Below are 14,456 nucleotides of genomic sequence, written 5' to 3'. Positions count from 1 at the left end.
GCGGCCTCGCCGATGGTCAGCTCGGTGCCGTCGCCGTCGTGGGTCGTGTCTCGCATGAACCGAACTCAATCACCTGACGCAGGGTCAGGTGCAAGACCCAATTCCGCGATCGCCTCCAACGACGCCCGCGCCGACGGCTCGTCGATGACGTCCATGGCGAACCCGTTCTGGATGAGCACGTAGTCGCCCACCCGCGCCTCCGGCACGTAGGCCAGGCAGCATTCGCGGGCGGTGCCGCCGAAGTCGAGGTCGGCCATGGGCATCAGCCCCTCGCGGATGGCCAGGATCTTGCCCGGAATCCCGATGCACATGTCAGCGGCCGCCTTCCTTCTGCTCGTCCTCCAACTTAACGCCCATCCCGCCCTCGGGTGCCGAGGTGCACGGCAGGCACGGATCCGCCGCCCGAATCGCCGACTCGGCCCACGCCTCCTTGTCCCCGTCCCCGGCCGCGGCCAGCGACGCGCGCAGCATCCCGGCGAGCCACCCCTCGTTCTGGGCGGTCGGAGTGAGGATCCGGCAGCTCGTCACCGTCCCCGCCTCATCCACCGCGTACTCGTGCGCGAGCAGGCCTCGCGGCCCGTCGACCACGCCGATCCCGGTCCCCGCCCTCATGCTTGACGACGCCCACGTCCCCGCATCCGCCGTGCTCGCTTCGGAGGCACCCGACGAACCTTCGGCCAGAGCCTCCGCCAGACCCATCAGCGCCGCAACCGAATCCGAGAGCGTGAGCAGCTGCGCCTCGAAGGGATCGTTCGTGGCCGCGCCCGCCTCCCGGAACCGCGCCCGCGAGATCGGGCCGACGCGGTAGTTCCATGCGCGGACTCCGCTGCCGTTCGTCGCCTCCAGCTCGATGACGGGGCGAGGATCCGGGGCGCCGGGGCGGGTCTCTTTCACCCGGGGCGCCCACTCGGAGGCGGGCGTGGCTTCGTCGACGCCGCCACCGTTGCCGGCTTCACCAATGAGCCCCACGTAGCCGCCGAGGGGATCGAGCTTTCCGCGGGCATCGACGCCGGCGACGTCGAGGCCATCGAAGCGTGCGCCGGACGATGCCCCGGCCGCCGATGAGGGGAGGTCGAGGAGGAGGGAGGCCAGATCGTCGTCAAGCGAAGGAAGCTGTGCCGCAAGCTCGGCGAGGGCGCCCGCATCGACGGGGACGCGCACGCCGCCGGGGACGGCGACGTCGGGGAAATGGCCCGGCGCACCCGCCGCCTTCATGGCCAGCTTGCCCAGGCGGCGCAGGCGCACGGCGAGATCGCGGTCGCGGCCGATGAAACGGGAGGCCAGTGAATCGAGGACGCTGCCGTGGTGCAGCAGCAGGCGCTGATCGCGCACCGGCCGCGGCAGATCGTCCGGGGCGATGCCCGCCAGCGACTCCAGCGCCGCGACGCCCGCGAGGTGGTGGGCGACGGGGCAGATGCCGCAGAGCATCTTCACCAGGTCCGGCACGCCCGCGACGTCCTTGCCCACGAGCATCGGGTCCAGGCGCGGCAAGCCGGCGAGGTCGAACCGGGCGTCGACGATCGACCCGGCGCCGTCGCGGACGACGACGACCTTCGCCTCGAACGGGTCGACCAGCTGGTCCAGGTGGATGGTCTCGCTCATGGGATCAACGCTTTCACAGTTCGACTCCGTGCCACACTTGGGGCATGCATGAATTGGGGCTCCTGTCGGGCGTGGTCGAGGTCATCGTCGATGCGGCGAGCGGCCGGCGCGTGCGGCGCGTGGCCCTCGACGTGGGCACCCGCGCCGGGGTCATCGAGGACGCCCTGTACGCCGCGTGGCCGTTGGCCGCCGGCGGCACCGTGTGCGAGGGCGCGGACCTGGAAGTCGAGGTCATCGCCGCCACCGTGTGGTGCCCGGCGTGCGAGGCGGAACGCGAAATCGACGAATTCTTCGCCCTCGCCTGCCCCGAATGCGGCGCCCCCACCGCGGACCTGCGGCACGGGCGGGAGTTCGCGATACGGGAAGTGGACGTGGAAACCTAGCTCGCGGCCCATCGCGACAGCACTTCCTCGGCGGCGTCGACGGCGGCGGGCAGGCCGGCGGCGACCTCGGGGGTCAGGCGCACCTCGAGCTCCGCGCTGGAGCACACCACGCCGACGACGCCGACGTGCTCCGGCTCGTGGCCCAGCAGCCGCGCCGTGGCCAGCAGATCGAGCAGGCCGACCTGGTGCGGCGAGAGCTTCGAGCTGAGCAGCCTCGGCACCTGGTCGCCTTCCAGCACCACCACGTCACCGGGCTCCCCCGGCCCCGTCAGGCCGTCGAGGACCAGCAGCTTGCGCGCCTCGCCGACGACGCCCACCAGCTCCAGGCCGGAAGTGCCGCCCTCCACGAACGCGACGTCGCCGATGCGGCCGCCGGGGCCCGCGGCGATGTCCGTGGCGGTGGCCGAAGCGGGGGTCACGTGGGCGTCGTAAAGCCCCAGACCGCCCGGCACCGACGGCGACGCCGACGCACTGGCCAGCGGGACGAGGGCGTCGACGTCGACCGGGGCGGGCGAGTTGCCGGAGCCGCCCGCGACCCGCGCCTTGAGCAGGCGCAGGATCTCCAGTCCGGCGGCGTCGTCGCCCATGACGGCGTTGCCGACGCCCAGGACCGTGATCGCCGGGCCATTGACTTCGCTCACTTCGCCGTCCACCGGTTCGCGCGCGCCCACCGGAAACGGCGGCCCTTGCGGTCCGCCTTCTCGGGAGGTCCGACGCGCTCGCCGTCGACGGGCTTCGCGTCGCGGTGCAGCCACATGCCGCCGTTGATCATGGAGGAAATGCCGCCGTGCTTCTCCACGACGTCCGACCGCACCGCCAGGTACACGTGGATGACCACGAACACCCAGATCAGGAACATCAGCACCGCGTGGACCAGCCGGATGATCGGGATGCCGAACCAGTGGATCGGGTACGACAGCACCATGAGGAACCAATTCGACTGGTCGTACAGCCCGTACAAGGCCAGGCCCGTGAGCAGCTGCAGCAGGCACATCACGTAAATGCCGGTGTAGGACAGCTGCTGCAGCGGATTGTGGGCGATGTACAGCGGGGCGTGCTTCTTCAGGAACGCGTAGTACAGCGTGACGTCCCACAGGCCCTTGAGGTCCGCCTTCGAATGGAACGGGGACAGCGCCTTCCACCGCGACTGCTTGCCGCGCGCGAAGAACAGCATGAACAGGCGCGCCAGGGCCACGCCGCACCACAGGAAACCGGCCGTGATGTGGATCGTGCGGATGATGCCCATCAGGTAGCCCGTCTCACCCGAGGCCGCGGCCGACGCCGCGTCGGGTCCGAAGAACGGGTCCATGATGTACCAGCCCGTCGCCGACATCACCACGATGAGCAGCACCGACGCCCAATGCTGGAAGCGCAGGCCCGCCGACCACAGATCGATGCGGACGTACTCGTCGCCGTCGACCATGCGGCGGGGCTCGCCCGGCTCCCGCATCGAATCGGCGGACATGGCCTCCGCTTCGCGGCCCAGATCGGGGGTCTTGTCGGGCGTCTTGTCTGGCGCGGTCATGACGTCACCGTCTTGAAGATCTCCGTCCCCTCCGGGTCCAGCACGTGCACCGCGCAGGACATGCAGGGGTCGAAGGAGTGGATCGTGCGGATCGGCTCCAGCGGCTGCTCCGGGTCCGCCAGCGGATGCCCGTTGGCCAGCGACTCCTCGTACGGGCCGAGGCGGCCCTGCGGATCGCGGCCGCCGGCCAGCCACGTGGTGGGCACGACCGCCTGGTAGTTGGACACCTTGCCGTCCTTGATGGACGTGAAGTGGCTGAGCATGCCGCGCGCGACCTCGGTGAAGGCCATGCCCGAGCATTCGTCGGGCCAGCTCGACGGCTCCCACTTGCTCGCGTCGAAGACGTCGATGTCGCCGTTGCGGATGCCGTCGACGAACTGCGGCATGACCACGTCGGCCATGTACTCCGCGGTGGTCACCGCCTCCACGGCGCGGGCGTAGGTGCGTCCCGCCGTGGAATTCATCTGCTCGATGCGAATGCCGAGCTTGCCGACGGCTTCGTCGACGAGCTGTTTGGTCCGGGATTCGCCTTGGATGTACGCGTTGAGGACGCGCGCGACGGGGCCGACCTGGATGACGCGGCCGTCGTAGCGCGGCGCCTTCGACCACGTGTACTTCTCGTCGTCGCCCAACCAGTCGTACGGGGGCTTCGGGCCGGTGTACTCGACCGTGGTCTCGCCGACCAGCGGGTGCAGGCCCTTGTCGTCGCCGTCCTCGTAGGTGAACCACGCCGAGGAGACGAACTCCTCGATTTTCTCCGGATCGAAGGGCACGACCTTCGAGTAGTCGCCGTCGAGGACGACGCCGGGCTTGATCTCCGGGTGCACGGTTTCGACGCGCGACTCCGCCGGATTGCCCGCGTACGTCGCGCCGGCCATGCCCACCGCCAGGAAATTCGGGGCGGCGGCGCCGATGTCGAAGTAGTCCTTGTACGCGCCCATGATCGCCACGGCGTCCGGGTAGTAGCAATCGCGCACGAACTCGACCATCTCGGCGACCCACGTCTCGACCTGGTCCAGGTGGACCTGGTTGACCGTCTCCGACTTGTCGGGGTCGATCGAGCAGGCCATGCCGCCGACGAGGAAGTTCGGGTGCGGGTTCTTGCCGCCGAAGACCGTGTTGATGCGGATGATCGACCGCTGGAACTCCAGGGCGTCGAGATAGTGCGACACCGCCATGAGATTGGCCTCGGCGGGCAGGCGGTAGTCGGGGTGCTCCCAGTAGCCGCCGGTGAAGATCGACAGCTGACCGGACTCGATGACCTGGTTGAGGGTCTCCTTGACCTTGGTGAACTTGTCGAAGGTGTTGCCGCGCCACGTCGAACCGATCGACCTGGCGAACTCCAGCGCCTTGTCCACGTCGGCCTCCGCGGCCGAGACCACGTTGACCCAGTCCAGGGCGTGCAGGTGGTAGAAGTGCACCGCGTGGTCATGGACCTCCTGCGAGCCCAGCACCAGGTCACGGATGCGGCGGGCCTGCGGCGGCGGATTGGAGCCGATGGCGTCCTCCACCGCGACGACGGAGGCGACCGAGTGCACGCCCGTGCACACGCCGCAGATGCGGCCGACGAAGGCCCACACGTCGCGGGGGTCGCGCCCGCGGCAGATCTCCTCGATGCCGCGGAACATGGTGGTCTCGCTCCACGCGTCGGAGATCTTCCCGTTCTCGTGCTCCAACTCGATGCGCAGGTGACCCTCGATGCGGGTCAACGGATCGATGACGAGTCTCTCGGTGGCCATTTAGCTGTCCTTTCCCGTCACGTCGCCGGGCATGTTGTCGTGTGCGTCGACGGCGCGTCCCGCCGACCCCGCATCGGGGCCCTCGCCGAACTTGGCGATCACCCTCTCGTCCCCGGACTTCTGCCGAATGCCGATCTGCTTGAACGTCGTGATGCCCGCATGCACCGCCACGCCCGCGGCCGCGACGCCGACGGCGCCGAGCCCCAGCTTCGCGGCGGTGGATTCCACGCCGAAGCCGCTGACGTTGGGCAGCTCCTCGTAGAACGGGGTGAACTTGTCGAAGAAATCCTTCTCCGTGCAGCCGATGCACGGATGGCCCTGGCCGATCGGCCAACCGGACTTGAGGTTCCACTGGATGATCGGGCACGGGCTGAACGTCGACGGGCCCTTGCAGCCGACCTCGTACAGGCACCAGCCGTTGCGGGCGGCCTCGTCGTCGAAGGTGCGCACGAACTGGCCGGCGTCGAAGTGGGGGCGGCGCGGGCAGGAGTCGTGGATGCGCTGGTCGTATGCGAACAGCGGGCGCCCCTCGGCGTCGACCTTCGGGGCCTCGCCGTGGGTGAGGATGTACGTGATCGTCGCGGTGATCACCTCGCCGATCGGCGGGCAGCCGGCGACGTTGATGACCGGCTTGTCCTTGATCAGCTCGTCGATGCCGACGGCGCCGGTCGGGTTCGGCTTCGCGGCCTGCACCGACCCCCACACCGCGCACGCGCCCACGGCCAGGATGGCGGTGGCGTTTTCCGCGGCCTCCATGAGCACCTGCTCGGAGGACTTGCCGCCGATGGTGCAGTAGATTCCGTCGTCCTTCATGGGCACCGAACCGTTGACCACCAGGATGTGCGGCTCCGCGTTGGCGTCGTCCAGCGCCTTCTCCGCCGCATGCCCCGATGGCGCCATGAGCAGCTCGTTGTACGGCATGGACAGGCGATTGAGCACCAGGTCCTCCACCGTCGCCCCGCCGGAGCGCAGCACCGACTCCATGCAGCCGGTGCACTCCTGCAGCTGCAGCCACACCACGTTGGGCTTTTCCACCGCGCCGAGCTTGTCCGCGATCTCCTGCGCGGCCGGCGTCAGCTCCTGAGCCCCGGCCATGGCGGGCGTCCCCGCGGCGAAGATCGCGGCGAGCCCGCCGCAGAATTTCATGAAGTCCCGGCGCGATACGCCCGACCTCTCCAGATTCTCGGCGAGCGTCTCACCCCGCCAGCCATGGCCGATGTTCATTTCCGTGTCCTCCCAGTCCACAGAGAGTCCGAGGACCGGCACCACGATCGGCGGTGCGCACCCCCGTCATCGCATACAAGTGCGGGTGATGTCTCCGCCCGCAGGTTCGTCGTCGAGCAAGTCGTGTCAATGCGGTTCACCGCGCGTGCTGCCGAGGTCATCGGTCGCCCTTCCCCTCGAGCAGCCAGCCCAGCCACGCGTCCAGGCCCTCGCCCGTCTTGGCAGAGACCTCGAAGACCTTCGCGTCCGGATTGACCGTGCGCAGGTTCGCCAGGAACAGGTCCATGTCGAAGTCGAGGTACGGCAGCAGGTCGATCTTGTTCACCGCCACCGCCTCCACCGAGCGGAACATCACCGGGTACTTCAGGGGCTTGTCCTCGCCCTCCGTCACCGCGTAGACCATCATCTTCCGGTGCTCGCCGACCTCGAACTCGGCCGGGCACACCAGGTTGCCCACGTTCTCGATGAACACCAGGTCCAGCTCCGCCAGATCCAGGCCCCTCAGCGCCGAGGAAATCATCGGCGCATCCAGGTGGCACTCGCCGCCGAAGCCGTTGCCCGTGTTGAGCAGGGAAATCTGGGCGCCGAAGCCCTCCAGACGCTCCGCGTCGAGCGGCGTCTCGATGTCCCCCTCGATGACCCCGACCCGGACCTTCCCCCGCAGGTCCTCCAGCGCGTGGCGGAGCAGGGCGGTCTTGCCCGAGCCCGGCGAGCTCATCACGTTGATGGCGGTGACGCCGTGATCGTCGAAAAGCGCCCTGTTTTCCGCGGCGCGGACGTCGTTCTCCGTGAAAATGTCCTCGAGGATCAGCACCCGCTCGCGGCCGGTGTCGTAACCGGTGTGGTCACCGTGCTCGGCGCTGTCGGCGTCGACGTGGCTCAGATCGTGCGCATGGTCGTGCGCATGGCCATGATCGTGGCCGTGCCCGTGATCGTGGTGGTGATGGTGCTCGTGCGGATGATCCCCATGGTCATGCGCATGCACCGTGCCGTCGTCGTGCCTGTGGAAACGACCCATCTCACGCTCTTTCCCGCGTTGGCTCTGTCGTCGGACCGAGTTCGATGTCCAGCACCCGAAACTCTTCGCCGCCCACGACTTTCGCCGGCTCCCCGCAGATCCGGCAGTCGAACCCCCACGGCTCGGGCAGCTCCGCGACGTGTCCGGCGGGGCATTCCAGCACCACCGGTTTCCAATCGACGTCGAGACGGGAACCGCCGAGGTTGGTGTCCTTGACCACGAACCTCCAGGCATGGGCCAGAGTGTCGGGCACCACCTGACGCAGTGCGCCGACTTCCAGCCGAACGACCAGGACTTTTCGGTTATCGGCGGCCTTGGTGACGATGCGCGCAAGCTGCATGCTCAAGGCCACTTCGTGCATATGCTCCACCTTAGACGCGGATTTGAGTTACTTGTAGCCCGCTTCCGCGTGACACCCCCCGACCTGCGGTAACGCCGAAGTTAGATTGGGCACATCCGCGAAACCGATGGGGAACACCTGTCAAGGCGATTCGGGTGGGCGTTAAGCTCGCATCATGAGCGAAATCCGGCGGGAACACCTGCTGCGCGGCGTGATCCAGGGCGTGGGGTTCCGCCCGCACGTCGCCGCCGTCGCCGCCCGGCATCGCGTCTCCGGGTTCTGCGGCAACGACGACCGCGAGGTGTTCATCGAGGTCCAGGGCGTGCCGGCGGAGGTCGACGCCTTCATCACGCAGGTGCTTGGCGACGCCCCGCCGCTCGCGCGGATCCTCGGCCACGAGGTGCGCGAGCTGCCCGTGCGCGGCGGCCGCGCCGACGATTCCGACGCCGATGCCGCACCCGCCTTCGAAATCCTGGAATCCCGCCGTGCCGAGGGTGCGCCGACGTTGCTGCCGCCGGATGTCGCCACCTGCCCCGACTGCCTCGCGGAGATGCGGGATCCGGGCAACCGGCGCTTCGGCCACCCGTTCATCACGTGCGTCAATTGCGGGCCGCGCCTGACCATCATCGAGGACGTCCCCTACGACCGCCCGAACACCACGATGCGCGAGTTCCCCCTGTGCCCGGCATGCGCCGCCGAGTACTCCGACCCGGGCGACCGCCGCCATCACGCCCAGCCGATCAGCTGCTTCGACTGCGGCCCGCGGCTGTGGCTCGAAGAACCCGGCGCTCCCACTCCCGAACCCGACCGCTCCCCCGAATTCATGGCGGCCACCATCGCGCGCGCCCGCGAGCTTCTCGACGACGGCGCGATCCTCGCGGTGAAGGGCATCGGCGGCTTCCACCTCATGTGCGACGCGGCCAACGAGCACGCCGTCGCCGAGCTGCGCCGCCGCAAGCACCGCCCCGCCAAGCCCTTCGCGGTGATGGCCCCCGACGCCGGGGCCGCCCAACGCCTCGCCGAGTTCGGGGACACCGAGCTGGCGCTGCTCACCTCGCCGGCGCACCCGATCGTGATTGCGCCTCTGCGCCCCGACGCCACCGGCTCCGCGCCGGAACTCGCCCCGTCGGTCGCGCCCGGCCTCGGCGACGTCGGGGTGATGTTGCCGTATTCGCCGCTGCACGAGCTTCTCGTCGACAAGCCGCTCGTGGCCACGTCCGGCAACCCGCCGGGCGAGGCGCTGTGCCACGACAACGCGTCGGCGCGGGAGCGGCTCGCGCACATCGCGGACGCGTTTCTGCTGCATGATCGCGGCATTCACGTGCCCGTGGAGGATTCGGTGTTCCTCGGCGCGCGTCCGGTCCGGCGGTCGCGCGGCTTCGCGCCCTTGCCGCTTCCCCTGCCGTCCCCGCGTGACGACGGCCCCTCGCCCCGGCACATCCTCGCCGTCGGAGGTGAACTGAAGAACACGTTCGCCGTCGTCGATGGCGGGGACGACGGAGACGCGGGCATGGCCCACGTGTCGCCGCACATCGGGGACATGCGGTCGGCGGTGACGCAGGCGACGTTCGGCGAGTCGGTCGAGCGGATGCTGGCGATGCGGCGGGTCGCGCCGGACCTCGTCGTCCACGACCTGCACCCCGACTACGCGACGACCGCGTGGGCGGAGCGGTACTGGGATGAGCGCGGGATCCAGCTGCTCGGCGTCCAACACCACTACGCGCACGCGCTGGCGCTGCTCGCCGAGCATGGGATCGCGGAGGGGCCGGCGGTGATCGCGGCGCTCGACGGCACCGGTTACGGCACCGACGGGACGATCTGGGGCGGCGAGATTCTGACCGTGGGCTGCGACGACGGCGACGAGGACGGGAGCCGGGGCGACCTTTGGAGTTGGTCGCGGACGTGGCATGTGCCCGCCTTCGCCTTCGCCGGCGGTGATCGGTCGGTGGAGAGGCCGTGGCGGACGGCGGTGTGCATCGCCCGGTCGTGGGGGCTCGATGTGCCGCTCGACGCCGTAGTCCCCGCCGAAGCCACCACCGAGCGGGCGCTGCTCGAATCGCAGCTGGCCGCCGGCGTCGGCGTGGTGAAGTCCACGTCGCTCGGCCGCATCTTCGACACCGCCGCCGTCATCGCCGGATGCGGCGCGAAATGGGACGACGGCGCGGTGAGCTACGAGGCGCAGGCCGCCATGGAGTTCGAGCACCTGGCGCAGACGGCGCTGGATGAGATGGACGCGAAAAGCGATTCTGCCGCCTCTCCCACCGTCCCCACCTCCACCGCCACGACGATCCCCGAGTTGTTCCAGGAGCTGGCCCATCCCGAGTACTCATCCTCCGTCCGCGCCCTGCGATTCCACGTCGGCCTGGCGCGGATCATCGGCGAACGGATGGCGCTGGCGGCCGAGACCGCGGACACGGCGATCGTCGGAGTCACCGGCGGGTGCGCCCTAAACCGCATCCTCATGTCCGCGCTGCGCGACGACCTCGCCGCCCGTGGACTGACGTTGCTGGAACACCGCGTCGTCCCCGCCAATGATGGCGGTCTGGCCGTGGGCCAGGCGATGGCGGGACTGCGTGCGGGGCGGGAAACGTCGTAAAGCGGGCCCGGCCCGGAGAAAGCCGAGCTAGCAGATGCGCGGCAGCGGATCGCCGACCAGCATGTCCACCATGCGCGTGCCGCCGAAGCCGGTGACCAGCACGACGGAGGCGGCGGGCTCGGCGACGACGCGGCCGATGACGCGGGCCTCCGGCGCACCGGCGTCGTGGAGCGCGGCGACGGCGGCCTCGGCGGAGCCTTCCGGCACGACGGCGGTGAACGTGCCCTCGTTGGCCACGTACAACGGGTCGATGCCGAGCATGTCGCAGGCGGCGCGGGTCATGTCGCGCACCGCGATGGCGCCGTCGTCGAGCGCGATGCCCTTGCCGGAGCCGCGGGCCAGCTCGTTCATGACCGTGGCCAACCCGCCGCGCGTGGCGTCGCGCAGGAAACGGACGTCGGGCACCGCGGCGAACAGCGCCTCCACCAGTCCGTTGACGGCGCGGGTGTCGGACTGGATGGGGGCCTCGATGGCCAGGTCGCCGCGGGCCATCATCACCGCCATGCCGTGATCGGCGATGGGGCCGGACACGATGATCCGGTCGCCCTCCGCGATCTCCCCGTACCCGGTGCGGCGGCCGGCGGGCACGACGCCGACGCCGGCGGTGGTGATGTACAGCTTGTCGCACGCCCCGCGCGGCACCACCTTCGTGTCGCCGGCGACGATGGCCACGCCCGCGGCCTCCGCCGCCCGCGCCATCGACTCGACGATGCGGCGCAGCACGTCGATGGGCAGGCCCTCCTCGAGCACGAACGCCGCGGTGATCGCCTTCGGCACCGCGCCGGCCACCGCGAGGTCGTTGACCGTGCCGTTGACCGCGAGCTCGCCGATGTCGCCGCCCGGGAACTCGATGGGGTTGACCACGTAGGAGTCGGTGGACATGGCGAGCGAACCGGCGGCGTCTGCACCCGCGCCTTCCCCCAGAATCCCGGCCAGCGGAAGCACGGCCGAGTCCCCGCCGTCGGGCAGGACGTCCCCGCCGAAGATCTCCCAGAACACGTTCTCCACCAGCGCCGCCGACGCCTTGCCGCCGGCGCCGTGGGCGAGGGTCACGTGGTCGTCGCGAAGCCTGTGCTTGCGCGCCCGCACGCGGCCGATGTTGGCGTTGACCCGGTCCTCGTCGTCGTTGAGGCGGTTCTTGGGATCCACTGATTCTCCTGTTTCCGGGTCAATTCGGGCGCGAGCCCAGCTCGACGGTGACCTTCCGGTCGATGCGGCCGAAGTTGTAGTACGCCGCGCAGGCGCCCTCCGGCGAAACCATGCACGTGCCGATCGGCGTATCCGGCGTGCACGCCGTGCCGAACACCCGGCACTCCCACGGCTTGATCCGCCCGGTGAGCACCGAGCCGCACTCGCAGGCCACGGGGTCGGGGATCAGCGCGCCGGGGACGGTGAAGCGTTTCTCCGCATCCCACCGCGCATACTCCTCGGCGATGCCCAGCCCGGAGTCGTCGAGCCAGCCCAGCCCGCGCCATTCGAAGCGGTCGCGGACGGTGAACACGCGATCCAGCAGCGCCTCGGCCGCCGGGTTGCCCTCGGGCCGCACCACGCGCGCGTACTGGTTGCCCACCGCCGCCTTGCCGGCGGCGACGTCGCCGGAGACGAACTGCTCCACCAACATCGCCACGGCCTGCAGGATGTCCAACGGCTCGAAGCCGGCGACCACGCACGGCATGCCGAACTCGCCCGGCAGGAAATCGAACGCCTTCGTGCCCACCACCGTGGCCACGTGGCCGGGGCCGATGAACCCGTCGACCTCGGTCTCCCCGCCGTCGACGATCGCCCGCAGCGGGGGCTCGATGGTCACGTGATTGGAGAACACCGAGAAGTTCGGGATTGCTTTGCGACGGGCCGCCTCCAACGTCACCGCCGTGGACGGCGCGGTGGTCTCGAACCCCACGGCGAAGAACACGACGTGCTTGTCCGGGTTCTCCTCCGCCAACTTCAGCGCGTCCAACGGCGAATACACGAAACGCACGTCGGCGCCCTTCGCGCGGGCGTCGAGAAGCGAACCCTCCGAACCGGGCACGCGCATCATGTCGCCGAAGGTGGTGAGGATGACGTCATCCTGCGCCGCCAGCCACAGCGCATCGTCCACCCGGCCCATCGGGATCACGCACACCGGGCAACCGGGGCCGTGGACCAGCTCGATGTTCTCCGGCAGCAGGTTCTCCAGCCCGTAGCGGTAGATGGTGTGGGTGTGGCCGCCACAGACCTCCATCAGGGCGATGGGCCCGTCCAGCTTGGCGGCGTTGGCCTCGATGGCCCGCAGCAGCTTCTTCGCCGCCTCCGGGTCCCGGAATTCGTCGACGTACTTCACGGCGCTCCCCCGTTCATTCGATCCGGCTGGTGGTGAAGGAATCGACTTCGTCGGAAAGCACGTCCCCGCCGAGCCGCTCGATTTGCGTCAGCGTCAGCGCCGCCTCTTCCTCGTCGATCTTGCTCAGGGCGAAACCGACGTGAACCAGCACCCAATCACCGACCGCCAGCGCTTCGTCGAGAAGCAAATCGGTGGCGATCATCCGCTCGACGCCGCTGATGGCGACTTTCGCGCGCGCGGGATCGGGGATGTCGACGATCTGGGCCGGGATGCCGAGGCACATGACGTTCTCCACGTTCTGCTGGTGGCGCTGTTCCGCTGGTGGCGCTGCCGGAAACGGACTACTGATCCGACCTTACAACTTCGCCCGGATCGGGAGTCGGGCGCACGGCCCTCGCACACCAGCGGTGAACATGGGTAACATGTTGTGTCACAGGTCACATCGATTGCCGGACCGACGTTTACGACGACACCCGACGACACCAGGAGAGACCATGCGACACCGCACCACCCGAATCACCGCAGCGACGCTCGGAGCCGCGACCCTCACGCTCGGCCTCGCGGCCTGCGGCGACGGCGGAATCGACCTCGGCGGCGACGCCACCACCGAGACCACCACCGTCACCGAATCCGACGCGGCGGCGGCCGCCGAGACGGGCACGTCCGAGACCAGCACCTCCGCCGCGGCGGGCGACGAGGGCTTCGCCACCGCCGCGCTCCAAACCGCCGACGGCGACGACGCGGGCACGGTCACCTTCGCCGAGGACGGCGATCGCGTCACCGTCACCGTCGAGGCCCGCGACCTCGAACCCGGATTCCGCGGCTTCCACGTCCACGGCAACGGCGTCTGCGAACCCGACAGCGACTCCCCCGACGGTTCCAAGACCGGCGACTTCCTTTCCGCCGGCGGGCACCTGACCGGTGACGCCGCGGACGTCGGCCACGGCAACCCGGACGGCGGCGCCGGTCACGCCGGCGACATGCCGCCGTTGCTGATCGGCGAGGACGGCAACGCCTCCATGACGTTCACCACCGACCGCCTGACCCGGGAGCTGCTTCTCGACGACGACGGCTCGGCCGTCATCGTCCACTCCGACCCGGACAACTTCGCCAACGTCCCCGAGCGGTACGCCGAAGACGGCCCGGACGAGGACACCATGAAGACCGGCGACGCCGGCGACCGCACCCTGTGCGGCGTGGTCGAGGAGTCCGAGGGAGGCGCCGGCTCGACGTCGACCTCGGATGAGTCGGAGACGTCCGAGACGTCCGCGACTTCCGAGACATCCGCGACCAGCGAGCCGACCTCGGAGGAGGCGAACTAAACGGCTCGCCGCCGGAGCCCGGCTAAAGGATGTCGCCGGGCTTGTAGCCGGCGGCCTCCGGGTGCTTCGCCACGAGCTCGTCGACGCGAGCGACGACGCGATCGACCTGGGATTCCGCGGCGCCGATGAAGGCGTGGCGGTCGGCGAGCGCGTCGCGCAGGCCCTCCTCGTCGAGCGGAATGCGGGAATCGGCGGCGAGGCGCTCGACCAGCGACTGCTCGGCGCCCTTTTCGCGCATGTCCAGGGCGGAGCCGACGGCATGCTCCTTGATGACCTCGTGCGCCTCCTCGCGGCCCACGCCCGCGCGGACGCACGCCATGAGGACCTTGGTGGACGCCAGGAACGGCAGGTAACGCTCCAGCTCACGGTCGATCATCGCCGGGAAGG

At 69.7% G+C, this 14,456-nt stretch carries 14 protein-coding genes and 1 pseudogene; 3 read left to right on the top strand and 12 right to left on the bottom strand.

Going from position 1 to position 14,456, the window contains the following annotated elements; all coding sequences use genetic code 11:
* Positions 1–65: 65 nt before the first annotated feature.
* Both GX015_RS10440 and GX015_RS10435 read right to left on the bottom strand, forming a co-directional pair.
* On the bottom strand, positions 66–311 hold the full coding sequence (locus GX015_RS10440; RefSeq protein ID WP_046650226.1) for a HypC/HybG/HupF family hydrogenase formation chaperone: 246 nt from the start codon (positions 309–311) through the stop codon (positions 66–68).
* A 1-nt stretch (position 312) separates the two neighbouring features.
* The gene (locus GX015_RS10435; RefSeq protein WP_291344972.1) at positions 313–1,602 is read right to left on the bottom strand and encodes a reducing hydrogenase subunit alpha; all 1,290 of its coding nucleotides are present in this window, start codon (positions 1,600–1,602) and stop codon (positions 313–315) included.
* A gap of 44 nt (positions 1,603–1,646) precedes the next feature.
* Here GX015_RS10435 and GX015_RS10430 point away from each other — a divergent pair, with 44 nt between their 5' ends.
* Positions 1,647–1,985, top strand: coding sequence for a hydrogenase maturation nickel metallochaperone HypA (locus GX015_RS10430; RefSeq protein WP_046650228.1), 339 nt, complete (start codon positions 1,647–1,649; stop codon positions 1,983–1,985).
* Here the strand turns inward: GX015_RS10430 and GX015_RS10425 are convergent.
* The 6 genes from GX015_RS10425 to GX015_RS10400 form a co-directional block, all read right to left on the bottom strand.
* Positions 1,982–2,626 (bottom strand): hydrogenase maturation protease, encoded by a 645-nt coding sequence (locus GX015_RS10425; RefSeq protein WP_291344970.1) that lies wholly within the window; start codon positions 2,624–2,626, stop codon positions 1,982–1,984. The genes GX015_RS10430 and GX015_RS10425 overlap by 4 nt on opposite strands.
* Entirely contained in the window at positions 2,623–3,510 is an 888-nt protein-coding gene (gene cybH, locus GX015_RS10420; RefSeq protein WP_291344968.1) for a Ni/Fe-hydrogenase, b-type cytochrome subunit, read from the bottom strand. Before cybH ends, GX015_RS10425 begins: the two co-directional genes overlap by 4 nt.
* Positions 3,507–5,249 (bottom strand): nickel-dependent hydrogenase large subunit, encoded by a 1,743-nt coding sequence (locus GX015_RS10415; RefSeq protein ID WP_046650229.1) that lies wholly within the window; start codon positions 5,247–5,249, stop codon positions 3,507–3,509. Before GX015_RS10415 ends, cybH begins: the two co-directional genes overlap by 4 nt.
* Entirely contained in the window at positions 5,250–6,473 is a 1,224-nt protein-coding gene (locus GX015_RS10410; RefSeq protein ID WP_046650254.1) for a hydrogenase small subunit, read from the bottom strand. It abuts the gene before it with no gap.
* A 157-nt stretch (positions 6,474–6,630) separates the two neighbouring features.
* Positions 6,631–7,491: a hydrogenase nickel incorporation protein HypB gene (hypB, locus tag GX015_RS10405; RefSeq protein WP_046650230.1), complete on the bottom strand. Its 861-nt coding sequence runs from the start codon at positions 7,489–7,491 to the stop codon at positions 6,631–6,633.
* A gap of 1 nt (position 7,492) precedes the next feature.
* Entirely contained in the window at positions 7,493–7,852 is a 360-nt protein-coding gene (locus GX015_RS10400) for a hydrogenase maturation nickel metallochaperone HypA (protein ID WP_046650255.1), read from the bottom strand.
* 154 nt (positions 7,853–8,006) lie between these two features.
* Here GX015_RS10400 and hypF point away from each other — a divergent pair, with 154 nt between their 5' ends.
* On the top strand, positions 8,007–10,427 hold the full coding sequence (gene hypF, locus GX015_RS10395) for a carbamoyltransferase HypF (protein ID WP_291344963.1): 2,421 nt from the start codon (positions 8,007–8,009) through the stop codon (positions 10,425–10,427).
* A 27-nt stretch (positions 10,428–10,454) separates the two neighbouring features.
* On the opposite strand, the gene hypE is transcribed toward hypF, so the two are convergent.
* From hypE to GX015_RS10380, 3 genes are read right to left on the bottom strand one after another with little or no spacing between them, the layout of a single operon-like run.
* Positions 10,455–11,576, bottom strand: coding sequence for a hydrogenase expression/formation protein HypE (gene hypE / locus GX015_RS10390; protein ID WP_291344962.1), 1,122 nt, complete (start codon positions 11,574–11,576; stop codon positions 10,455–10,457).
* A 19-nt stretch (positions 11,577–11,595) separates the two neighbouring features.
* Positions 11,596–12,747: a hydrogenase formation protein HypD gene (hypD, locus tag GX015_RS10385; protein ID WP_291344960.1), complete on the bottom strand. Its 1,152-nt coding sequence runs from the start codon at positions 12,745–12,747 to the stop codon at positions 11,596–11,598.
* 13 nt (positions 12,748–12,760) lie between these two features.
* Positions 12,761–13,030, bottom strand: a complete 270-nt coding sequence (locus GX015_RS10380) for a HypC/HybG/HupF family hydrogenase formation chaperone (RefSeq protein WP_291344974.1) — start codon at positions 13,028–13,030, stop codon at positions 12,761–12,763.
* 211 nt (positions 13,031–13,241) lie between these two features.
* On the opposite strand from GX015_RS10380, the gene GX015_RS10375 reads away from it, so the two are divergent.
* Positions 13,242–14,069, top strand: coding sequence for a superoxide dismutase family protein (locus tag GX015_RS10375; protein WP_291344957.1), 828 nt, complete (start codon positions 13,242–13,244; stop codon positions 14,067–14,069).
* 22 nt (positions 14,070–14,091) lie between these two features.
* Here the strand turns inward: GX015_RS10375 and GX015_RS10370 are convergent.
* Positions 14,092–14,456 (bottom strand): annotated as a pseudogene (locus GX015_RS10370) (adenylosuccinate lyase); the annotation flags it as partial.

It is taken from the genome of Corynebacterium sp. (assembly GCF_012837295.1).
Taxonomy (GTDB): Bacteria; Actinomycetota; Actinomycetes; order Mycobacteriales; family Mycobacteriaceae; genus Corynebacterium.
This window is presented reverse-complemented; position numbering and strand designations above follow the sequence as displayed.